Source organism: Xanthocytophaga agilis (genome assembly GCF_030068605.1).
GTDB classification, from domain to species: domain Bacteria; phylum Bacteroidota; class Bacteroidia; order Cytophagales; family 172606-1; genus Xanthocytophaga; species Xanthocytophaga agilis.
On sequence record NZ_JASJOU010000005.1, the window covers coordinates 458,268 to 481,519 of the forward strand.

The 23,252-nt window shown below is 38.1% G+C and carries 20 protein-coding genes; 9 read left to right on the top strand and 11 right to left on the bottom strand.

The window, feature by feature from the left end; translation table 11 throughout:
• Positions 1-384: 384 nt before the first annotated feature.
• Positions 385-1,578 carry an anhydro-N-acetylmuramic acid kinase gene (locus QNI22_RS17645; protein WP_314512596.1) on the top strand — a complete coding sequence of 398 codons (1,194 nt, stop codon included), beginning with the start codon at positions 385-387 and terminating at the stop codon, positions 1,576-1,578.
• Positions 1,579-1,628: 50 nt separating this feature from the next.
• On the opposite strand, the gene QNI22_RS17650 is transcribed toward QNI22_RS17645, so the two are convergent.
• From QNI22_RS17650 to QNI22_RS17670, 5 genes are all read right to left on the bottom strand, one after another.
• Positions 1,629-2,408: an NIPSNAP family protein gene (locus tag QNI22_RS17650; RefSeq protein ID WP_314512598.1), complete on the bottom strand. Its 780-nt coding sequence runs from the start codon at positions 2,406-2,408 to the stop codon at positions 1,629-1,631.
• 122 nt (positions 2,409-2,530) lie between these two features.
• Positions 2,531-2,911, bottom strand: coding sequence for a LysM peptidoglycan-binding domain-containing protein (locus QNI22_RS17655; RefSeq protein ID WP_314512600.1), 381 nt, complete (start codon positions 2,909-2,911; stop codon positions 2,531-2,533).
• Between the two features lie 55 nt (positions 2,912-2,966).
• On the bottom strand, positions 2,967-3,470 hold the full coding sequence (locus tag QNI22_RS17660; RefSeq protein WP_314512603.1) for a BON domain-containing protein: 504 nt from the start codon (positions 3,468-3,470) through the stop codon (positions 2,967-2,969).
• Positions 3,471-3,917: 447 nt separating this feature from the next.
• Complete coding sequence (locus QNI22_RS17665; RefSeq protein ID WP_314512604.1) at positions 3,918-4,508, bottom strand: Crp/Fnr family transcriptional regulator; 591 nt, start codon at positions 4,506-4,508, stop codon at positions 3,918-3,920.
• Positions 4,509-4,536: 28 nt separating this feature from the next.
• Positions 4,537-5,280: a class I SAM-dependent methyltransferase gene (locus QNI22_RS17670; RefSeq protein WP_314512606.1), complete on the bottom strand. Its 744-nt coding sequence runs from the start codon at positions 5,278-5,280 to the stop codon at positions 4,537-4,539.
• A 241-nt stretch (positions 5,281-5,521) separates the two neighbouring features.
• Between QNI22_RS17670 and QNI22_RS17675 the strand changes: the two genes are divergently transcribed.
• From QNI22_RS17675 to QNI22_RS17695, 5 genes are all read left to right on the top strand, one after another.
• Positions 5,522-6,115: a DUF4136 domain-containing protein gene (locus tag QNI22_RS17675; RefSeq protein ID WP_313979578.1), complete on the top strand. Its 594-nt coding sequence runs from the start codon at positions 5,522-5,524 to the stop codon at positions 6,113-6,115.
• A 306-nt stretch (positions 6,116-6,421) separates the two neighbouring features.
• Positions 6,422-7,093, top strand: coding sequence for a WbqC family protein (locus tag QNI22_RS17680; RefSeq protein ID WP_314512609.1), 672 nt, complete (start codon positions 6,422-6,424; stop codon positions 7,091-7,093).
• 211 nt (positions 7,094-7,304) lie between these two features.
• Positions 7,305-9,833, top strand: coding sequence for an ATP-dependent Clp protease ATP-binding subunit (locus QNI22_RS17685; RefSeq protein ID WP_314512610.1), 2,529 nt, complete (start codon positions 7,305-7,307; stop codon positions 9,831-9,833).
• Between the two features lie 120 nt (positions 9,834-9,953).
• The gene (locus QNI22_RS17690; protein ID WP_314512612.1) at positions 9,954-10,973 is read left to right on the top strand and encodes an RNA ligase; all 1,020 of its coding nucleotides are present in this window, start codon (positions 9,954-9,956) and stop codon (positions 10,971-10,973) included.
• A 38-nt stretch (positions 10,974-11,011) separates the two neighbouring features.
• Positions 11,012-11,806 (top strand): DNA polymerase beta superfamily protein, encoded by a 795-nt coding sequence (locus QNI22_RS17695; RefSeq protein WP_314512614.1) that lies wholly within the window; start codon positions 11,012-11,014, stop codon positions 11,804-11,806.
• 17 nt (positions 11,807-11,823) lie between these two features.
• Here the strand turns inward: QNI22_RS17695 and QNI22_RS17700 are convergent, their stop codons facing one another.
• Both QNI22_RS17700 and QNI22_RS17705 read right to left on the bottom strand, forming a co-directional pair.
• Entirely contained in the window at positions 11,824-13,011 is a 1,188-nt protein-coding gene (locus QNI22_RS17700; RefSeq protein WP_314512616.1) for an ATP-grasp domain-containing protein, read from the bottom strand.
• Positions 13,012-13,508: 497 nt separating this feature from the next.
• Entirely contained in the window at positions 13,509-14,999 is a 1,491-nt protein-coding gene (locus QNI22_RS17705) for a leucyl aminopeptidase family protein (protein WP_314512617.1), read from the bottom strand.
• Positions 15,000-15,154: 155 nt separating this feature from the next.
• Here QNI22_RS17705 and QNI22_RS17710 point away from each other — a divergent pair, with 155 nt between their 5' ends.
• Positions 15,155-15,490 (top strand): YbaB/EbfC family nucleoid-associated protein, encoded by a 336-nt coding sequence (locus QNI22_RS17710; protein ID WP_314512619.1) that lies wholly within the window; start codon positions 15,155-15,157, stop codon positions 15,488-15,490.
• Positions 15,491-15,646: 156 nt separating this feature from the next.
• Positions 15,647-16,657, top strand: coding sequence for a glycosyltransferase family 2 protein (locus QNI22_RS17715; RefSeq protein WP_314512621.1), 1,011 nt, complete (start codon positions 15,647-15,649; stop codon positions 16,655-16,657).
• 60 nt (positions 16,658-16,717) lie between these two features.
• Here the strand turns inward: QNI22_RS17715 and QNI22_RS17720 are convergent, their stop codons facing one another.
• Positions 16,718-16,939 carry a PspC domain-containing protein gene (locus tag QNI22_RS17720; protein WP_314512623.1) on the bottom strand — a complete coding sequence of 74 codons (222 nt, stop codon included), beginning with the start codon at positions 16,937-16,939 and terminating at the stop codon, positions 16,718-16,720.
• A gap of 170 nt (positions 16,940-17,109) precedes the next feature.
• Here QNI22_RS17720 and QNI22_RS17725 point away from each other — a divergent pair, with 170 nt between their 5' ends.
• Positions 17,110-18,897, top strand: coding sequence for a tetratricopeptide repeat protein (locus tag QNI22_RS17725; RefSeq protein WP_314512625.1), 1,788 nt, complete (start codon positions 17,110-17,112; stop codon positions 18,895-18,897).
• 73 nt (positions 18,898-18,970) lie between these two features.
• Here the strand turns inward: QNI22_RS17725 and QNI22_RS17730 are convergent, their stop codons facing one another.
• The 3 genes from QNI22_RS17730 to QNI22_RS17740 all read right to left on the bottom strand — a co-directional run bounded on the left by QNI22_RS17730 (position 18,971) and on the right by QNI22_RS17740 (position 23,144).
• The gene (locus tag QNI22_RS17730) at positions 18,971-20,323 is read right to left on the bottom strand and encodes a peptidoglycan DD-metalloendopeptidase family protein (RefSeq protein ID WP_314512627.1); all 1,353 of its coding nucleotides are present in this window, start codon (positions 20,321-20,323) and stop codon (positions 18,971-18,973) included.
• Between the two features lie 555 nt (positions 20,324-20,878).
• A complete protein-coding gene (gene murG, locus QNI22_RS17735) occupies positions 20,879-21,982 on the bottom strand; it encodes an undecaprenyldiphospho-muramoylpentapeptide beta-N-acetylglucosaminyltransferase (RefSeq protein ID WP_314512629.1) in 1,104 nt (367 codons plus the stop codon).
• 52 nt (positions 21,983-22,034) lie between these two features.
• The gene (locus QNI22_RS17740) at positions 22,035-23,144 is read right to left on the bottom strand and encodes an FtsW/RodA/SpoVE family cell cycle protein (protein WP_314512631.1); all 1,110 of its coding nucleotides are present in this window, start codon (positions 23,142-23,144) and stop codon (positions 22,035-22,037) included.
• Positions 23,145-23,252 lie beyond the last annotated feature (108 nt).

The window sequence follows — 23,252 nt, forward strand, 5'->3', positions numbered from 1 at the left end:
CAAGGACAAAAATTGCATTTTTCTAACTCTACCTTATTTATCTTTTAGCTCACCACTTGATATTACAAGATCACAAAAATGGCCTAAAAATAATTGTACTTTTCATATAATCACATAATATCCATAAAACTAAATAATTGATAAACAATTAATTAACAACATACCAATGTTAAATATTTAGTTTAAAAACCAGAAGACATTCTTTGATTCACTGGTTCACTCCTATTAATAGGAGTGAACCAGTGAATCAAAGAATGTCTGAAGTAATTTTTCAAGATTACAAACCACTAATTTTCGCTTTCTATATATACTGATGACCTGAACGATGTAGAGAAGGATCTTACTTACTTTTACTTTTTATCAAAAATCGGCTACCTTACCAACATGAATACTCAGATAGCCAGACTTTACCAAATTGCTCAGAAACCACAACGTCTTATCATTGGCCTTATGTCAGGTACTTCTCTGGATGGGCTGGATGTAGCATTATGTCAGTTTACAGGAAGTGGTATTGATGCAAAAACTGAATTACTCGCCTTTGATACCATTTCTTATACAGACGATATCAAACAAACTATCCGGACTGTTTTTTCTCAAAAGCAGGTAGATCTGGAAATGCTTACTCTTCTTAATCCATGGATTGGGAAACTACATGCATCCATGATTCTGAAATGTTTACAAAAGTGGAAGTATACATCTACTGAGATAGATTTGATTGCCAGTCACGGCCAGACCATTTATCATGCCCCTCAAAGTCTGCACAAACACCCTGACTTTCCCAATGCCACCCTTCAGATAGGTGATGGTGATCATATAGCAGTACAAACGGGTATCATCACCCTGAGTGACTTCAGACAAAAGCATATAGCCGCCGGAGGAGAAGGAGCACCATTGGCAGTATATGGTGATTATATACTGTTTTCACAGAAGGGAGAAGATCGCATTATGCTCAATATTGGGGGAATTGCCAATTTTACTTTTCTATCAGGGGATCTGGATGCAACTAAAATGTTTTCGACTGATGTTGGGCCTGGCAATACCTTGATTGATGCCTTTTCACGTTTACACTATAATCACCCTTTTGATGAAAATGGAGCCATTGCAGCATCTGGAATTGTACATCAATCTCTGTTGACAACCTTGTTGAATCATCCTTTTTTCCAGGCTGGCTTTCCTAAAACAACTGGTCCAGAACTATTCAGTCAGTCATATGTACATCAGGCTCAACAACAATCACAAACAGAGAATATATCATCACAGGATCTGATTGCTACGCTTACCCGATTTTCAGCAGAAGGTATTGCTCAGGCAGTAAAGCGTAATAATCTATCAGAAAAAGCTGTAGTGTATATGAGTGGAGGGGGCATGCATAATCCAGTGCTGGTAAAACACCTGCACCAGTTATTGCCTGATAATGTGTTAAAGACAACGGCAGATTTGCAAATTTTGCCAGATGCAAAAGAAGCTGTTTTGTTTGCTATCCTTGCCAATGAGACTGTGGCAGGAGGACTTGTTAACTTTGGCAATCGTCCGGGAATTCCTAATGTTACAATGGGCAAGATTTCATTTCCGAACTGATACCTGTTTCCGGCTTTGTTAGTAGATCAACAAAGCCGGAAACAGAAAATTTATTTTACAGGAGAAAAATCTGTTGGTACCATATATAAAGATTCAACAGAGACAGTCAGAGAGCCACCTGCTTTATCTTCTGAATCTTTGCGTACTTTTTGCCATTCCGGATCATCACGGAATCTCTCAAATGATTTTAGCCCAGCTTCCTGACTAGGATGTGACAGAATATACACTAACATATCATCAGCACCCTGCTCTTTGTCAGTAAATGTCCAATACCACAGATTAGTCATACCGTGTTTTTCAAAAAGTTTAACAGTATGATCACGAAAACGCGACAGCAACGCGGGTAAGTTACCGGAAGTCGCCTTATAGGTACGTAATTCAAACACACGGTTAGCAGAACCTTTTTTGGTAATCTTCTTTGGAGAGAAGTCTGTGGTCTTCATAAAAAAGCTTTCTACCTTGGCCACCAGGTTCCCATTCTTTTCTGATTCAGAAGCCACTTTCTTCCACTCTGGATCGCTGCCAAAAGATTTCCATGAGTTATTCCTCGCTTCCCGGCTTGGATACGATAACACATATACCAGCTTATTGTCTTTGTTATCTATAGGCAGCCAATAGCCTTCATTGGTCATACCGTGTTTTTCAAAAAGCTTAGTGGTATGATTACGAAAGCGGGCTAACAGATCTTCCAGTTTACCAGGTTCAGCGTAATAAATACGCATTTCATAACAACGGTCGGACTTAGCAACAGGCTTATTTTTTTCATTTGGAAAAAATGTACTCATTGCCAATGCATAGAAGCTCAGACAGGAAAGAAGGAGAATTTTCATGGTGTTAAGTGATTGAAGAATGTAATGATTACGTTCGCCAAATTACAGTTTTCAATCCAAATCCAGATAGCATTTAGTAAAAAAGCAGCTATTGTAAGTAGCTGCTTTTTTAATGAGTACTATTATACAGTTGGTATTTTAAGTTTTTGTCCCGGATGAATAAGATTAGGATCTTTAATCTGATCTTTATTAGCCTCATAAATTTTCTGCCATGTCAGACCAGGATAGTTTTTGGCAATTTTGCTCAATGAATCACCACTTTTCACAGTATATGTGGTTTCCTGAGCTGCGGGTCCGGCTACTTCCAGGTTAAGTACCAGATCACCTGCACGATAATCGGGATCTATTGCTCCATATGTATCCCATATCTGCTGTTTCACTTCTTCACTGGGAGCAATTCCATCAATATACAAAACATTGTCTTGTTCTTTTACCTGAAGATTAGTTATACCCTTGCTGTTCGCAAGATTAATAACTGGTTGATATTTATCGGTAAGTGCCATAAAATTTTATAGTTAATAATAAGTAAATAAAAAATGTCCTTTGTACAGGCCCCTATCACTTACTGATAGTTAGTTTATTATTTACCTTCTTAGGCTTCGCCTCATTGGCAGCTTTAATTACTTCCTGTAGCTGAGCCCGTTTTACATTTCCTTCCAACGTCACTTCTCCATCTTTTACGGATGCTGTTACACCACTTATATTGTATTGCTTAAACTTATCGTCCACAGCTGTTTTCAAACTATCATCTGGTGAGAAAGTTCTCTCTGGCTCAACAGGTGCAGGAGGGGCTTTTACTGTTAGTGTATTTACCACAGACTTTACACCATCTGCAGTTTTGGCAGCCTCTTCTGCCTGTGTACTCAGTTCTGGCGTCTCTACCTCTCCACTTAATGTAACCACTCCTTCTTTAACAGACACATTCACCCCTTGTATGTTTTGTGTTTTAACCTTAACACTTTCTGTAATAGCCGTATCATCAGGCTTTTTCTTACAACTGCTGACAGACAATAGAATGCTGAACATCAGCATAAACAAGGATAATGACGTTTTGTTTTTCATAGAACTAAAAATTAGGTTGATTAATACATTACTTCTATAAACACTGAAATATAGGTAATTTTATTTGTTAACAACATACTCATACCTATAAAACAAACTGACTATCAAATAAATAACTAGTTATCTACCAATAGTCAAGATGTTTTAGAAGCCTGTTCCTCAGAAAGAAATTTCTATGCCTGCTGTAATCTAAATGAATAGTAAGAGAATGTGGTTTTACTACAGATTACATGACTGAGTATGTTAAGAGTGTACCATCCATTGAATCAGTATCTTATACAGACACTATAGCACAATAGGACACTTCTTCCCCAAAAGGGAAACTGGGGAAATATGTCCTCGAAATGGACTCTACTTACTTGATAGTGAAACAAATAGAAAATTAACCATATAAGCGAAAAAGTATTTCCGCCAGCTATAGAAAAATTTCAGCACTAGATTAATTCCTCAAATTCGTTCAGCAGCAATAATCCGGTTACGAATACGACTCAATGAAACGGGTGTAATCCCTAGGTAAGAGGCTATATAATGTTGAGGTATTCGTTCCAGAATCTTTTTCTTATTACTTTTTAACAATCCTATGTACCGCTCTTCCGGACTATCCATTAATAGAGAAACCATACGTATTTCAAGTCCGACTGCCAAATATTCCGCCAGCTTTCTGCCAAAAATCTGATAAACCGGATAGTTCTCATATAGGTTTTGCAGCGTTTGGGCAGAAAAACACAAAACCTCCGAGTCTTCCAGTGCTTCGATAGTTAACAAACTCGGTTGCTTTTGAAGAATACTTATATAAGAGGACATCAGGTGATTTTCAAAGTAGAAATAGGTAGTCTTTTCCTCTCCATCTTTCGTATAAAACTGTCGGAAGCTTCCCTGCAATACCAAAGCTATTTTGTCTTCCATTTGTCCTTCTTTACTAAAGGTCCTCTTACGTGGAATCTTGCTGACAGATAAATTCTGAGCCAATGCACCCCATTCCTCTTCTGTAAGAGAAACAAAACGTTCGATATGCTGACGTAAGAGAAGATGCTCCATAGTATAAGTAAAGGCTCCTGAGGAGGATTTATTTTTTCTCGAATATCAGTAAGTGTTGCCAGGGAAGCGAATCCTGTCTCTCAATCCCTTTCAAACCTATCACCTCCATTTCTTTTCTGATTTGCTCCTTTGTCATTTTGTGTAAAGGCTTAATCGGAATAGCCTCATCTTCTGCACGATATTCCAACAATACAACCTTTCCTGTAGATTTCAAAGCCTTGTATATACCTTGCATCATGGCATAGGGCTCTGAAAACTCATGATACGTATCTACCAGCAATACCCAGTCTACAGTATTTTCAGGCAGTTTGGGGTCTGTAATAGTCCCTAGTACCGTTTCTACCTGATACATACGGTTTTTCTCTCGTTTAGATTGTATGATAGCCAGCATCTCAGGCTGTATATCCACCGCATATACTTTTCCCTGTGGCACCATTGGCACAAGTCTGAATGAAAAATACCCACTTCCAGCTCCAATATCAGCAATTACATCCGTAGGTTTAATTTGAGACTGCAACGCCTGAATAATCAAATCAGTACGTTCTTCCTCCAATCTTTCAGGACGATCTAACCAGGAAGCCGCTTCATGACTCATGGTATGTGCTATCTCCCGCCCCATATACACTCTTCCTATACCATCCGGACTTCCGGCTGGAACATTTTTATATATACTATCTACCGCTTGGGTAGTAAGCGTTTGTCTGCCAGGCTGACTGCACGAAGCGTGTAAGAAGATGATACTCAGCAGACAAAATAGGTGGAATTCTCGCATAAAAGAGAAATTTTATTTCATACAAAACAAAATCAAGTAAAGAAAGTTATACAAACCTCAAGCCTGACGTATACTTTATAACGACAATAGTTTAAAATTTATAGACAGGCATTTGATTTTTATCTATAAGCTAGTAATTTTAATAAGTTTAACATACTACAAGTATGTATTCCTGCTCCTTTCACCACTCTATGTTTATATCTTTTAAATTGTCTACTTATTGAAGAAATGTTTACAATGTATGAAAAAAGCTTATCCCTTACTCGCAATTGCCTTGCTGGTGGTTTTTGGATCCTGTATGAACGAAAGCCGTTTTTTGGTTGAATATGATTATAGCTACAAAGGAAATTTCAAAAAGTACAACTCGTTTTGCTTTGTAGATAATGGCAGTGCTGACGATAAAGATTCGACAATGTCGAATCCGATTATCGAGGAATCAGTACGTAAACAACTGGAGTTACATGGTTATCGTTTCAATAAGCGTAAACCCAGCTTGCTGGTATCCTACAAGATTTTTTATGACGATCTTCGCTTCCAAGGATTTAATCAACCTGAAATAGAAAACTGGATAGCAACAGAGGATGAGGAGGTAAAATATGATCCTATCAAGTATAGTATGGTGCGTGGTACTTTGGTAGTGCAATTGCTGGACGCCAAAAAACATCAGACAGTCTGGCAAGGCTATGCATCGGGACTTTATAATGATCAAACATTGACCAGTGATCGCTATCTGAAACGTGCGGTACGTTCTATCTTTGATAAATACAGACTTTTTGCAGATGGGTATATCCTTGAAAACCGCGAAAACGCACCTGTGGGTAATTCGGATAAATAAAAGGGAGATATATAATAGTGGTGGTATGGTTATGCAGGAATCCGGAAAATCTCCGGATTCTTGTTTTATAGTAAAATTTGTCAGTAAAAACATATTATTTTCACCAAATACTCACCTCACTTTTACATACGATAGCAGGCAAATTTACTACGCCAGATCAAAATTACTTCATATGTGATTCTCTACACATACATAGATTACATATGATATTACATCGAAAAAAAAGTGTTATTCGGAATAATCCTATATTTTTGGGTTTGATACTTGAAAACTTTTGTTTTTTTACTTTACTTAGTTAAAATTACCGTGCAAGAGATTGTCAGCAATCTGCCAGATAGTAAATCCGCCTATATTGAATTACATTATTTTCCTTGTTTAGCTTATTTCGCCTGTATATCATGTTATGAATCAATTCTGTTAGAATCAGCAGAAAATTATACAAAGCAAAGCTACCGGAACCGATGTAATATCCGTACTGCCAACAAAGTAGCCAACTTGTCAGTACCAGTAATAAAAGGAAATACAAAACAGCGGATAAAGGATATAAAAATTGATTATAGTGAGAATTGGATTAAAGATCATTGGCGTACAATTGCTTCAGGATACGGAAAAGCGCCCTTCTTTAGTGAATTAGCTCCTGTCTTTGAAAGAATTCTCCACAAAAAACATACGTTTTTATTTGATTTAAATCTTGAAATACTGACAAACTGTCTGCGTATTTTAAGATGGAAAAAGGAAATACGCTTGTCTAATGAATATTTTAGGGGTCTGGAGGCTCCAAATGACTTTAGAGATCGTATTCATCCCAAAAAAACAGAGTTATTAGCGGATCTTTATAAAGTTGTTCCCTATACGCAAAACTTTGGCAGTGATTTTGTACCAAACTTATCAATCCTGGATATTCTTTTTTGTGAAGGTATCTATGCATCTGATCTCATCTGTCAATCTTCTGTCAACCCGCAAGGGCACAATTTTTAAAGAAAGGAGTTTATACACTATTTTAGTGATGTGAAGGTTTACTATATACCATACTTGAAAATCTTCTCAAATATTGATTACGTATAAAAATTTAATAACACTAATCTGAGCCAATAAACTATTTTTTGTTTTTATTAGTTTATTAATAAATTTCAGACTTAAATAACTAACCAACTTATTGCTGAAATAAGTTTTTAATTAGGAACCATATATGGAAGCTAAGTTTTCTAACCGAGTAAAAGAGGTGATTTCTCTCAGCCGTGAGGAGGCATTGCGACTGGGACATGACTATATCGGAACGGAACATCTCATACTGGGTATGATTCGGGAAGGTGAGGGTGTCGCGATCGGACTACTTAAAAAGCTGGGCGTTTCCCTGGAAGAGCTTCGTCAGACGATTGAGCAGGCAACCAAAGGTACAGCCACTCATACTGTGAAGAATCTTGCCAATATTCCATTGACACGTCAGTCCGAGAAAGTGCTGAAGATTACTTACCTGGAGGCTAAGATATTCAAAAGCCAACTTATCGGTACAGAACATTTGCTCCTCTCTATTCTACGTGACGAAGATAATGTTGCCACGCAGATTCTTTCTAAATATGATATTAATTACGAAGTGATTAAGGAAATGTTAGAATACCATACCCACAACCCAACCTCTGCTGCCGATGCAGATGATCCGGATGATGACAATTCACGGATCTTTGGCGGTGGCGGAAGCCAGGGAGGCAGCGGAAGGGAGTCCGCTAAATCCACAGAAAAGTCGCGTACGCCAGTACTGGACAACTTTGGTCGTGATTTGACTAAACTTGCAGAAGCTGGAAAATTAGACCCGATTGTTGGCCGTGAAAAAGAAATTGAACGGGTAGCACAAGTATTATCTCGTCGGAAAAAGAATAACCCTATTCTGATTGGTGAACCAGGAGTTGGTAAAACTGCTATTGCAGAAGGTCTGGCTCTTCGTATCGTTCAGAAAAAAGTGTCTCGTGTATTGTTTGGTAAACGTGTGGTTACACTAGATCTGGCTTCATTAGTAGCTGGTACCAAATACCGCGGACAGTTTGAAGAGAGAATGAAAGCCGTTATGAACGAGCTTGAAAAATCTCCGGAAGTTATTCTGTTCATTGATGAGTTACATACCATTGTAGGTGCAGGTGGAGCTTCTGGCTCACTGGATGCATCCAATATGTTCAAACCAGCTTTAGCCCGGGGAGACATCCAATGTATTGGTGCCACTACACTGGATGAATATCGCCAGTATATCGAGAAAGATGGAGCATTAGCTCGTCGTTTCCAGATTGTAATGGTTGACGCAACTTCACCAGAAGAAACCATTGAAATTCTGAACAACATCAAAGATAAATACGAAGACCACCACCATGTAAACTATCGCCCTGAGGCTATAGAAGCTTGCGTGAAAATGTCTGATCGTTATATTTCTGATCGTTTCCTTCCAGATAAAGCTATTGACGTATTAGACGAAGCAGGTGCTCGTGTACACATCAATAATATATCTGTACCTGAAGATATTCTGAAACTGGAAGAATCCATTGAGAATATCAAGAAGGAGAAAAACCAGGTTGTAAAGAGCCAACGCTACGAAGAAGCAGCTCAGTTACGTGACAGAGAGAAGAAATTACTAGAGCAGTTGGAGCGTGCAAAAGATATGTGGGAACAGGAAACCAAGCAAAAACGCTATACTGTAACAGAAGAAAATGTTGCAGAAGTAATAGCGATGATGACAGGTATTCCGGTTAACAGAATCGCTCAGAACGAAGGAACCAAGCTGCTTGGCATGGGTACTGAACTGAAGAACCGTGTAATTGGTCAGAACGAGGCAATTGAAAAGTTGGTAAAAGCAATTCAACGTACGCGTGTAGGTTTGAAAGATCCTAAAAAACCAATTGGTTCTTTTATCTTCTTAGGCCCTACAGGTGTTGGTAAAACTGAGTTGGCAAAAGTACTGGCAACGTATTTGTTTGACAAAGAAGATGCCCTGGTTCGGATTGATATGAGTGAGTATATGGAGAAATTCTCCGTATCCAGACTGGTAGGTGCGCCTCCGGGATATGTTGGATACGAAGAAGGTGGTCAGCTGACTGAGAAAATCCGTCGGAAACCATACTCTGTCGTACTATTGGATGAGATCGAGAAAGCTCACCCGGATGTATTCAATCTGTTGTTACAGGTATTGGATGACGGTATATTAACAGATGGCTTAGGTCGTCGGGTTGACTTCCGGAACACAATCATCATTATGACGTCTAACATTGGGGTTCGTGACCTGAAAGAGTTTGGTTCTGGTATTGGGTTCAGCACCCGTGCTAAATCAGATAATAACGATGATCTGATGAAGAGTACTATTCAGAATGCCCTGCGCAGAGCTTTCTCTCCTGAGTTTCTGAATCGTCTGGATGATGTGATTGTATTTAACTCACTGCAACGTCAGGATATACACCGGATCATTGATCTGTCTCTGGCTAAACTATTCTCTCGTCTGACTCAGTTAGGTTACAAGATAGAACTGACAGAAAAAGCGAAAGACTTCTTAGCTGAGAGAGGTTATGATCCTCAATATGGTGCTCGTCCGTTAAATCGAGCGATTCAGAAATACCTTGAAGACCCGGTAGCTGAAGAAATCCTGAAAGGTGATTTTGCAGAAGGTGATACCATTCTGGCGGATTATGAAGGTACAGGTGAATCTTTGACCTTTAAAACAGTTAAGAATGTAGGTGTGTAACACTTTCACTTGTTATAAATCTGAAAGGGGCTCTTGTGAGCCCCTTTTTTGTTTGCGCTCCTGAATATTTTTAATTGGCTATTTGTGTGCATCATTCTTTGAATATCTTTATACTACACTATGAATATTTCCTTTCTACAAGAACTCATGAACGATGGATACATCTGCATGCAAAAGCATCCTGAGGCAGACTATTACATCTATAATTATACACCTAAAACTCAGTTTGAACGTACATGGAATGAGTGGACACTCATGGCTCGAGGTTTGATCCTGGATCAGAATTACACAGTTATAGCCAGACCATTCCGAAAGTTTTTCAATATGGAAGAACATCCATCAGAGGAAATTCCTTCTGAAAATTTTGAGGTATACGAAAAGCTGGATGGATCTCTGGGAATTTTGTATTGGCTAAATGATAAGCCTTATATGGCAACAAGAGGTTCATTTAATAGTGAACAGGCATTGAAGGCAACAGAGATGCTTTATCAAAAATATGCTCATACATTTCCATTATTGGACACATCCAAAACCTATCTGTTTGAAATTATCTATCCAGAAAACCGGATTGTAGTCAACTATGGGGAAAAAGAAGACTTAATCTTACTGGCGATTATCAATAATGAAACGGGTCAGGATGAGCCATTAGAGGATATTGGGTTTCCACTGGTTACCCGATATGATGGAATCTCAGATCTGCAAACATTAAAATTGCTTGAGGAAGAAAACAAAGAAGGATTTGTGATTAAATTCCGATCGGGTTTTCGGGTAAAAGTAAAATTTGAAGAATATGTGCGGTTACACAAAATTCTAACCCGCATATCATCAAAAAATATCTGGGAATACCTATCGGGAAATCAATCTTTTGAAGAAATTCTAGAGAAAGTCCCTGATGAATTTTATGATTGGGTGAAAAAGACAGTTGCAGATCTTAACAAAGAGTATCAAGCTATTGAAAAATATTGTCAGGAACACTTCAGAGACCTTGGCAACCGAAAAGATAATGCCTTATATTTTCGTACACTTAAGTATCCAGCTATTCTGTTTGCCATGCTTGATCAAAAGGATTATAGCCATATTATCTGGAAGCTAATTCGCCCTGAGTACGAAAGGCCTTTTCGTATAAGTGAAGATAGTTAAACCAACTTTTTTATAATTCCGTTAATCGAATAAAGGGAATGAATATTCATTTCAAAGAAGCATCCTTATTTTCTAAGCTCATCAAGGCAACTATTGTACAGCTGGAAGTGGGTTCTCCTTTATATGGCTTGCAGGATGAATACAGTGATAAAGATATTCTCTGTATTTATTACCCTTTTCATAATCAACTATACAGTTTTGCACAAACACACCACCAACTACAATACAAAGCACAAAAAACAGATTATCTGTTTGTAGATGTATTTACATTTATACGTAATGCTTTATCAGGTGATTCTACGCTTAACTTTGAGGCTATTCATATAGAAGATCTGCCAAACACTGCATTAGGCTTTTTGTATACACATCGTACCTACTTTTATAATTATCAGATTATTAAAGCTTATCTTGGATTTGCAAACAGAGATCTCAAACAATACTGGCAGCAACCTTCTGATAGGGAGGCTGTCAAAAAATACATACACGCAGAACGCGGATTGTTATTTGCTAAAAGCATCTTTCAGAAAAACTTTACCCTGAAAGATGCTATTCTTCTGGAAAAGCGACAGAAATTTGTATCTTTTTCTCTTTCTACCCGAAAAGAGGCACTGAAAGAATTACAAAATGCAATAGACTACTTTCGCAAGGATGTGCTTACTAAGGCTATAGAAACGGAGAAGTTAACACGTTACATGCTTCCATCACATCAAAAGGAGATAGATACTTATTTACAACAGTTAAAAAGTTTGCCTCAATATCATTATACGCAGACAGAATACTTTAACTTAGATCTTTTCTATACTGTCAATGAAAACGGTTTATCTTATGAATAAAACCTTTCTTTAAATACCTAAACAGGAGCAGTATGATGATAATCTCTGAAAATACGGTCAGTATATGATTCCAGTAACTCCAGAATTCTATCTCGTACCGGAGACTGCAGAACAAAGCCTATGTGATGTGGATCATTTATCTTCCAGATAATTTCTGAGTCAGCAAAAGAAGTAGTATCCAAATGTTCGTTATGACTTAAGGATAACAGAAGACCTGAATACATGTTTTTTACTTCTGGTAGTTTATAGTCAAAACTTCTTGCGGATGCTATTTCAATATTTGCCCACTCCTGCCATAGGTTAATTCCTGAGGCAGCTTCTATCATTTCGGCAATATATGCGCCGCCTACCCGTGCAGATGTCTCCACAAAATAAAATTGTTCATCTTCTTTTGCTTGCACAATCTCACTATGTATAGCACTATTGCGTATTCCAAATGCCTTTATAATCTGATTATTTAATCGCTTTAGGCTTTTTTCAGCTTTTGATTGGAATGGAACTGTTACAGAACGAAATAGGGTCCCTTTATAAGCATCTTCTACAGGATTACTCAGATTACGATTATACCAATCAAAAACAATTTTTCCGCCCATAACCAATGTATCTACATAGTAGGTATCTCCTGGTTTAAATTGCTCCAAAATATAATTATGGCGCATATCTTCTAGGCCATTAAGTATATTCCATAATTCATCAATACTATGAATCTTTTTTGTGCCTGCTGAGGATTCTGTGCGAGGTTTAAGTATCCAGGGAGGACTCACAGTCTGTGTATAATGGTGTACTACTTTATCTGTAAAAAGAGCGCAAAATGAAGGTACATTTATCCCAGCTTCTGCTGCTTTCATACGCATTGCCAGCCGATCCCGAAAATAACGTGCTGTGGTCTGTCCAATACCCGGAATACGAAAATTTTCCCTGAGAATAGCAGCTTTTTCAAGATCTATGTCATCCATAGCTACAATACGATCTATACGTTGTTGACGCATAAGATGAGCAACATTTGATACAATTGAACTCATATCCCATTCTGTCTCCTCCATATAAAAGACCTCATCAATAGCGTCATGTGGCCAGGGTTTATCTGCCATTGCTTTAGATGTCAGCAGATAAATGGTACAACCTGCTTCTTTGCAAGCACTTAGAAATTTCGCACCTTTGAAATAGCTTGAAACACAGAGGAAGGTAAGGCTAGTAAATGGCATGTTCCAATAAAATAAGTAAGTGATGAAGTTATCTACATTTTCAAGCTGGCCATTTGGCATTCAAAGCAGAAGCATTTCATTTATAACAACAGGCACTGTATGTTACTAAACGAGACATCAGATTATTTTATTAGATGGAACTGTCTACATTATTTGTTAAAGCATTGAAAATATGTCAGAATTACGTTTAATCTAAGATTCCGAAAGTCCCTCCAACAAATTATGTAAACAGTACCTGATTATAATTTACAAAATAGGAAATTGTAGCTTAAGTCTAAGAGGATATCTAAACTATTTTTAAAGGAACTCAACGAGCAGATTTTTTAACGAGCCAAGTTATTTACCTATAAACCAATCGCAACATAGCCAGCAGCTATGAACCGAAAAATAGGTGAAGACGCAGCACATATGTTTTTAGTTCTTTAAGAACTTTACTACTATCTGCCTTTGTAGCCTTTATAAAATTTTGATAGACAACTGCTCAATACTTTCAAGGTTTATATCTTTTGCTCAATGTAGGCTGTTAATAACCGGATTCCATAAGCCGTTGCATTCTTCTGAGTACCATATTCACTATCTGTAAATGCAGTTCCAGCAATGTCAAGGTGCGCCCAGGTAGAATGGTTATTGGTAAAAACTTCCAGAAACTTAGCACCCATAATGGCTCCTGCAAACGGTTTCCCATGATAGTTTTTCACATCAGCTACATCTGATTTCAAATCATCTTTGTAATCATCCCACATAGGCAATCGCCATAACTTTTCTCCGGTTTGTTCACTTACCTTTATTAATTCAGATGACAGTGTGTCATTTGTAGTAAACAATCCTGCAGCTACATATCCCAGGGTTCCTATTACGCTACCTGTAAGTGTTGCCAGATCTATCAGCACATCTGGTTGATAGTTCTTAACAATATAGGCTAGTGCATCTGCCAGAATCAATCTTCCTTCTGCGTCTGTATCAATCACCTCAATTGTTTTTCCTGCATAAGAACCAATTACATCTCCGGGCTTGGTAGACTCTCCATCTACACTATTTTCAGTAGATGGTATCACACCAATCAGGTGTACTGGTAATTGTAACCTGGCAGCTAGTTCAATAGTGCCAAGTACAGCAGCAGCTCCTCCCATATCACTTTTCATCAAATGCATATTGGCTGAATCCTTAATAGAGATTCCACCAGTATCAAATGTGACCCCCTTACCTACTAATCCTATTTTCTGGGACGCAGTAATAGTATCTGGTTTATATTCTAGTACAATCATCACCGGTGGATTGGCACTTCCTTTATTTACAGCCAACAGGGCCTCTGCTCCTATATCGATAAGCTGACTCTTATCAAGAATAGTGACAGCATATCCCCATTCTCTTCCAGACTCCAGAGCCCAGGTTGCTAATGTTTGTGGTGTTTTGTAATTACCAGGAGCATTACCTAGATTCATTATTTTAATCTGAGTCTCAGCTATAGCTGTGCCTTTGGAAACCGCTTTTTCGGCATTAGTCATACTATCTTGGTGTACATACAGGTCTAGTGAGGGATTTGCCTGAAAAAAGTTATAAGAGTCTGATTTATTTGTCTTATATAAATTCAGATCATATCCTCCAAGTAATGCTCCATTTATAATATTTTCCAGATAGTTGATACCATTAGCAGAAGCTTGTAAAGTAAGGTCTATCCCAAGAGCAGCAGGCAATTTGGCCTTATAGCTAAAAAACAAATAACGGAATGCTTTTAGCACTTCTATACTGCCAGCAGGTTTCCCTAACCCTAGCAAATAAACTTTCTTCAGCTTTTCAGAGGATGTAGAAACATAAAAAAATAATACTTCTTTAAAATCTGCTTTAAAGTCGTTTTGTAAGTCATCGTCAGAAAGTTGAAATTTCTCAGCAATCTGTGTTAAAGAAGCCTGCAAGTTAGTATCCTGCCATACAGGAATAATCAAAGCATGAATCTGAGGTTGAATCTGTGAATAGAGTTGTATATTCATTGTCTAATAAATATTGAGTTTTACTTATAGTAAGCAACAAGGATTATAAGATCTCAAAAATAGTATGTTTTCTCAGGCATGAATCATAGATTGGTTAACTTTGTGTCCTAATTAGAATTTTCGTAATTTTTTCACTACTATAATTTTCAGAGATTATGTTCGACATGATGAATATGCTTGGTAAGGTAAAAGAAATGCAAGCCAAGTTGAAAGAAGCCCAGGATAATTTAGTAAAAGTACAGGCAACAGGGGAATCTGGTGGTGGTATGGTAAAAGTTATTGTAAATGGAAAAAAGCAAGTAATTAAACTTGATATTGACAATGACTTATTAAAGCCTTCCGATAAAGAAATGTTACAGGATCTTATTATTGCTGCAATGAATAAAGCACTGGAGGAAGTGGAAGAAAAAGCACGGGAGGAACTAAAAAAAGCCACCCAGGGTACATTGCCAAACATTCCGGGTCTTGATTTAGGGAGTATGTTTTCGTAAAATCTCACATCTGTTTTGTGTTTACCGTTTTTCGTTTTACGTTTACTGTCTTGAAGTAAGATTGTTTCATTCAGGATATCGATGAAAAAAGTAATTGGTATCACTTGTTTGAACTTTGAGATACAGGCATAAATGGGTAAATACAAAACAGATCTAGTGAAAACCGCAGTTGTTATTCTTAATTATAACGGAAAACATTTTTTAGAGCAATTTTTACCTTCAGTTGTACAATATACTACTGAAGCACAGATTATCGTAGCAGACAATCTGTCTACAGATGGATCGGTAGAAATGCTTCAACAAAAATTTCCACAGGTACAGATCATTGAAAATACGCATAATGAAGGATATGCCGGCGGATACAACTCTTCACTTAAACAGGTCCAGGCCGAGTACTATGTACTTCTTAACTCAGATGTAGAAGTTACACCCCAATGGCTTTCTCCACTTATTCAGTTAATGGATAGCAATCCTACTATTGCAGCTTGCCAGCCTAAACTAAAGCAATTTCATCAAAAGACTCACTTTGAATATGCTGGTGCAGCAGGTGGATTTATAGATATTCTGGGCTATCCATTTTGTAGAGGGCGAATTTTTCAGGAAATGGAAGCTGACACAGATCAATATAATGATACACGTCCTGTTTTTTGGGCATCTGGAGCTTGCATGGTAGTTAGATCATCCATCTTTTGGGAACTAAATGGCCTTGACGCCGCATTCTTCGCCCACATGGAAGAAATTGATTTTTGCTGGCGTGCACACAATAGTGGCTATCAGATTTATTACTGTGCAGAAAGTACAGTTTATCATGTAGGAGCCGGCACTTTAAGTAATTCAAATCCTCAGAAAACGTTTCTGAATTTCCGCAACAGTTTAGCGACACTGTACAAAAATTTACACACGTTTAGGCTTATTTATACGATTTTTATTCGTTTGGTATTGGATGGAGTTGCCGGAGCAATATTTTTATTACAAAAAAAGCCGACACACTGCTGGGCTATCGTTCGAGCCCATTTTGACTTCTATAAAAAAATTCCATTTTGGATGAAACAAAGGCAGAACGTGATACGTAAGAAGGATGGTTTTGACTTATTAGTTTATCAAAGTAGTATTGTTTGGATGCATTTTGTTCGCAAAAAAAAGAAATTCAGTGAATTGCAATTTTAAGGACAAATAATACAGAAAAATTGTAAAATGTATTTTATTTGTGGCGAAAACAAAAAAACATTAAATATCCCAGATAGTAGGATGATTATATCGGCGAAGATGTTTACGCATATTAAGTACAAAAGCTAATACAAGATAGATAATTACCGGAGATCCAAGTGCGAGAAATGAGGTGTAAATAAAGAATAAGCGAATACTACTGATCGAAACACCCATCTTTTCTCCCAGACGTGTACAAACACCAAATGCTTGATTTTCAAATAAGGATTTAATCTTTTGCATATGTTCATCTAATTAATAGTAACAAAAATAATAAAAAGTCGTACAAGATCACATAACGAAGTTAAGTGCTTCTTTGAGACAACAGAAAAAAGTATATAAAAAATACACTTGATTTCAATAAATCTCTTTTACTAAAACTATTTGTAACTTCTAAATTAAACTTTTTTATTATGATTAACAAAAAAACAACACTTGCAACCCTTACTGTTTGCGGTGTATTGGCGCTTTCTGGGTGTACACTCAACCAGATGGTCAAAAAGTCTAAAGAACAGAAAGTAGCTGTAACTCCTAATCCTCTGGAGGTTCATGCTGATCAGGTGAAGTTCACAGCCGAAGCAACATTGCCTGTAAAAATGTTGAAGAAAAAAACAACCTATACAGGAAACATCGCATATAAATATGGAGATAAAAAGACAGATGTAGGTTCTATCCAATTCAATGCAGCAGACTATCCTAATGCAAAGAAAGAATCTCCTGTAAAATCTCAGGAATTCAATTTCCCGTATCAGGAAGATATGCGTCGTGGTGAATTAACCTTTACAGGTACTGCAGCAAAAGGCAAAAAGTCTAAAGTATCTCCTGAGTTAGCAATCGCTCAAGGTATCATTACAACATCTCGCCTTGCTCAGGATGCAGTTCCTGTTGTGTATGCAGAGACTGGCTATAACCCAGATCCTGAATACAAACCAACTTATGTTGCGTTTTACTTTGACCAAGGAAAATCTGCACTGAAAACCAGTGAAGTACGTAGCAAACGTGGTAAATTCCTGGATGCTTTCATCGCAGACAAAAACGTTACTAAAACAGTAACTGTAACAGGAACACACTCTCCTGAAGGTACAGAACGCAAAAACAAATTCCTTTCTGATGATCGTGCAAAACAGATCGAGAAGTTCTATCGTCAGAAAATGAAACAATATGACTACAAGTCTCAGGCTGACTCTGTTGAATTCGTTCTGAAGCCAGTATTCGAAGACTGGACAGTATTGAAAGATTCTGTAAACTCTTCTACTATCCTGCAACAAGAACAAAAAGACCAAGTGTTGTCAATCGTTGATGGAGGAGGAGAATGGGAAGAAAAAGAAAAACAACTGGAGAAATTAGCTTTCTGGAAAACTTTGTTCAAACAAGTATATCCTAAGCTTCGTAACGCAAACACTGAAATCTTAACGCTGGTTGAGAAGAAAACAGATGCTGAAATGTCTGCTATCTCTAAACGTATCGTTGAAGGAAAAGATACAGTAGGAGCTCTTAGCGAAGCTGAATTAGCTTGGTCTGCAACATTGACTCCAATAGTAGAAGAAAAACAAGCAATCTATGCTGTTGCTGTTAAAAACTACGATAGCTGGCAAGCACACAATGACTATGCAGCTACTCAACTGGAAATGGCTAAGAAGTCTTCTGATCCTGCTAAAAAAGCTCAACTAGCTGATGATGCAATCACTCATCTGGAAACAGCTAAAACTAAACAGGAAACAGCTGAAGTGTATAGCAACTTAGCAACTGCCTATACTATCAAAGGCGATAAGCAAAAAGCTGCTGACGCTATCACTAAAGCGCAGTCTTTAACTGGTAACGATCAAGTAACTAAAGCTATCAACGCGACAAAAGGTGTTCAGCAAATCCGTGCTGCTCAGTATAGCGAAGCTGCTGCAACATTGTCTCAGGCTGGTGATGATGCTAGTGTGTTGTATAACAAAGCATTGGCTCAATTACTAGCAGGACAAAACGATGCAGCTGTTGCAACACTGAACGATGCAGCTGCCAAAGATGCAAGCAATGGTGATATTTATTACCTGATGGCTGTTGCAAATGCACGTGCTAAGAAAGAAGCTGATGTATTTACTAATCTTCAGAAAGCCGTTCAAAACAAATCTAGCCTGCGTGAAAAAGCAGTAGATGATCTTGAATTTGCAGCTTACAAAGATTCTGAAGGTTTCAAAAATTCTTTGAAATAAGCGTTGTAGCAATTTTCAATAGAAAAGCCCTGCCAATGCAGGGCTTTTTCATTTTCATCATATCTCGGCAACGTTATAAAGCTGTTTGTACCCATCCAAGCCCATGGCGGGTTGTTTCTACTAACCAATACGATCCAAATTTAGCAAGCGCGAATACCGACTCTCCTTTTGCTATGGTCTGCATCACGGCTGCCCTAGAATCAGGTTGATCTGTAATAGAAGTATTCTGTTGTACTTTAAGCTGGTCAACAGGAATCCTTACCTTTTCTATATCTTTCGCAGCAATGTATCCATTTACACCTGAAGGTAAGATTATATGATACCAAAGAGCAGATCCTCCAACCACAATAAAAGGTGTATGGCGCTCTATGGATTGCAGAAGAAGCGATTTCTTATCTGGTGTATGATAGACAGATGCTTTCTTTGCTGACACCCGATACCACATACCCAAATTATCCAGTGGTACTTTTATATCAGCAGGCATACCGGAAGAAGCTTTTATAAACGGATAAGGATCTATAGCTCCAGAAGGCCAACGATAAATACCAAAGTGCAAATGCGGAGCCGTAAATCGAGCATTACCAGTAGTACCCACAAGCCCCAGCGTATCTCCAGGGTTTACCAGTTGTCCGGTTTGTACCAACTGACTATCCAAATGGGCATAATACAATGTCTGATTTCGTTCCTGATCCCATAGCCACACGACCTTTCCACCCAGGTTATTGGTATTTACGCCTCTTATTACACCTTTCGTAGAAGCAATAGCGGGTGTACCTCTCGCTGCAAAAATATCTACACCTTCGTGTCTTCGTGCACCCCCATCACGGTCTGCCCCCCAGAAGCTCCCAATATGTTTATCGGTTTTTCCCTGTACAGGAAATCCTAAGCTGGGGCTATTGGTAATAGATAACGTATAGCGTCCACTCCGTAACAATTCAGGCTGTATCCGTACCAGATGCATCTGATCACGTTCTGCTTCAAAGGTTACTGAAGTTACATTGGTATCAGCAGAAATAAGTGATTTTGGAGCTCCTTCCCATTCAAATACATCTACAAATACTTTTACTTTCTGAAGAGATTGTACTCCGACTTGGATAGTAATACGTTCTCCCCTACGTGCATTAAACCGAAAACTATAAGCTGTAGGCTTTTCTGCACCAAAATACCCCGTTTCCTGAAAAGGAATAGAAATCAATAGCGAATCATGCAATGCACGCTGCCCTGCTAATAACCAATCCCTTCCAATAGCAGTTTGGTCAAGTTTAGTGTCTTCCAGTGCTTTTTGGTATTGCTCATAGGGTGTTGCCTTTTTGAAAACTTCCCGAAAGGGCGTTGTCTTTCCACAACTAGTCAGGAAGAGCAGGAAAGCTGTACAAAGTGAGAATGTGAAATAATGATTTTTTCTACGATGCAGATAATTTGTCATGTATATAAACTGAGGAAATAATGATAACTACCTCATTTATAACAACATGTTATACCTCAAAGTTTCAATCTATTGTAGATCAATAAATTACAATTTTAGCAATCCATGTATCAGGTAGCTGAATAACTAAAAAATCAGAATACATGGCTTTCTGATCAGAAACTACCTCTAAAAGCTTGAATCATCCCAGGTTTCTCTAAGATAATGGAACTACTTCTAGTTAGGATTTCTGATTTGCCTATAGTTCAGTTCAATTTTTTTTAGTGAAAGCAAGACATTAGGTCCAACCAATGAAAAGTTTGCGTTTTATTCCCTATAGCTTTGGTTTTATGCATAACTCACAGCGGATTTTATTTTGACCGGAACTCCGATCACCTTTTCGTCTTGCGCATTATTCACGGCACAAACAAAATCTGATCGGAATTCACCGCAAGCAGCGAACTTCTCTGAACTATACGCAAGCCTTTTTTTGTAATAATATAAGTCTATGTGTAACTCTCTAGACAACCATCTAACTATGATTCGGAATCACTTAGGTACCGCGTGTTAATTGACTTAATGTACCAGATTTAGAATCTCCTTGGCAATTTGTTCGGCAGCATTTGGATAGCCAAGCTTTACTATGTTCTGAGATAGTACCTCCTTCCTTTCTGGATTATTCAATAATTCCAATGCTGTAGTTACCAGGTTTTGCTGGGCATCTGTATCCTTTACTAGCAGTGCAGCGTCCGCCTTAACCAGGGCCATTGCATTTTTAGTCTGATGATCTTCTGCCACATTAGGAGAGGGAACCAGAATAGACGGTTTGGCAGCAAGGCAAAGTTCTGAGATAGATAAAGCGCCAGCCCGCGAAATAACTACATCAGCAGCAGCATAGGCTAGGTCCATCTGTCCAATAAAATCAAATACCCGAATATTTGTAGCTCCAGAAGCAGCAACAGCCTTCTGACAGGCTTCATAATAGTACTTACCAGTTTGCCAGATTACCTGTACAGATGTTTGTTTCAGTGTTTCAATAGCTCCCTGAATACTTTTATTGATTGTACCTGCTCCCAGGCTGCCGCCTATTATAAGCAACGTAGGCACATTATCCCACAGCTGAAAATGTGAAATAGCTGCGGATTTCTTCTGATCTGCTGATAAAATATCTTTTCGAACAGGATTACCTGTTAACACAATCTTTTCTGCAGGAAAAAACGCATTCATTCCTTCATAGGCAACACAGATTTTGCTGGCACGTTTCGCTAACCATTTATTTGTTATTCCTGCATAAGAGTTTTGTTCCTGAATGAGAGTTGGAATTTTCATCAATCCTGCAATATACAGCAATGGCCCACTGGCATACCCTCCTACACCTACAGCAACCTGAGGGCGAAACTCCTTAATTACCTTGCGTGCTTTTAACAAACTATTTAGAAATCGCCAGGGAAGTAAAAAATTGCTCAGATCAAAGCCTCTCTGAAGACCTCTTATAGGTAAGCCTACAATCTTATATCCTGCTTGTGGTACCTTCTGCATTTCCATTTTACCTTCTGCCCCAACAAACAAAACTTCTGTATCAGGATTGATATTCTTTAAGGTGTTAGCAATCGCAATAGCCGGATAAATATGGCCTCCTGTGCCACCACCACTGATAATAATACGAACAGGTTGAGTCAAGATATTAAGGATTTGAAAATGTTCTTTTATAAACTCACTAAAAGTAATAAGACTACAAACTACGCCCTTTCAGGTCTGTACGGCTTACACTGATGATAATACCTATTGCCATTCCTGTAAACAGCAAGGAAGTTCCTCCCATACTCAATAAAGGCAGAGGCTGTCCTGTTACAGGAGCCAGGCCTACAGAAACTGCCATATGCGCAAATGCTTGTAAGACAAGGCTAAAACTAAGCCCTGCAGCTAGCAACCCTCCAAACGGTCGATCACTATTTGAGACAATTAACATACTTCGATACAACAAGAGCAAATACAGCAGAATCACGACAATACCTCCCAACATACCATATTCTTCCACAATTATGGCATAAATAAAGTCATTGTAGGCATTAGGCAACATATTACGTTGTTCACTGTGTCCAATCCCTTTACCTACCAAACCACCCGTAGATACAGCAATAAACGATTGTTCAGCCTGATAAGGAATATCTTTACTATCCAAAAATCTATTAACCCGGCTAATAACTGTTCCCCCACGCTGACCTACAGCCATTGCAATGGTTCCTGCTAATATTCCTACCAAAACTAGCCGAAACAAATACTTAACAGGCACCCTTCCAATGAACATTAGCAGCATACAGGTTACAAACAATAGCGCAGCTGTTGAAAAGTTAGCCAAAGCAATTAGACCGCAGATAAGTCCACACCAGATAAGTACAGGAATCAACGTTCCTTTTACATCTTCAATCTTTTGTTGTCTCTTTGCCAGAATCGCTGCAATACTTGCAATCAAAGCCAGTTTGGCTAAGTCTGACGGTTGGAATGATTGTCCAAAAACAAAAATAACCCGTGTCGCACTATTAACACGACTTCCAACAAAAAATACCAGGATAAGTAGAGGTACAGATAGCCAGAGTCCTAATTGGGACAATTTAGCATAATATCGATAATCTACCCGATGAGCCATCCACATCACAAATACACTTATCCCCATAAGTAAAGAATGCTTAAAAAGATAATATTCCGTATTTCCACCTTGCTGTTGGTAAGCCAAAGTACCTGTTGCACTATATACAACCAGTACACTCATAATGGAAAAAGCCAGAACAATGAACCAGATATAAAGATCTCCTTTAAAATTTTTTTCGATCCATTCACGCATAGGTCTTCAGGTAGATTAGGTGTAAGTAAATACAAGAAACTTGTAGGTATGTCTGTTTCACAAATCTACAGGAATCTGGCAACTTGGGAAAGTTATAAAATAAAAAAG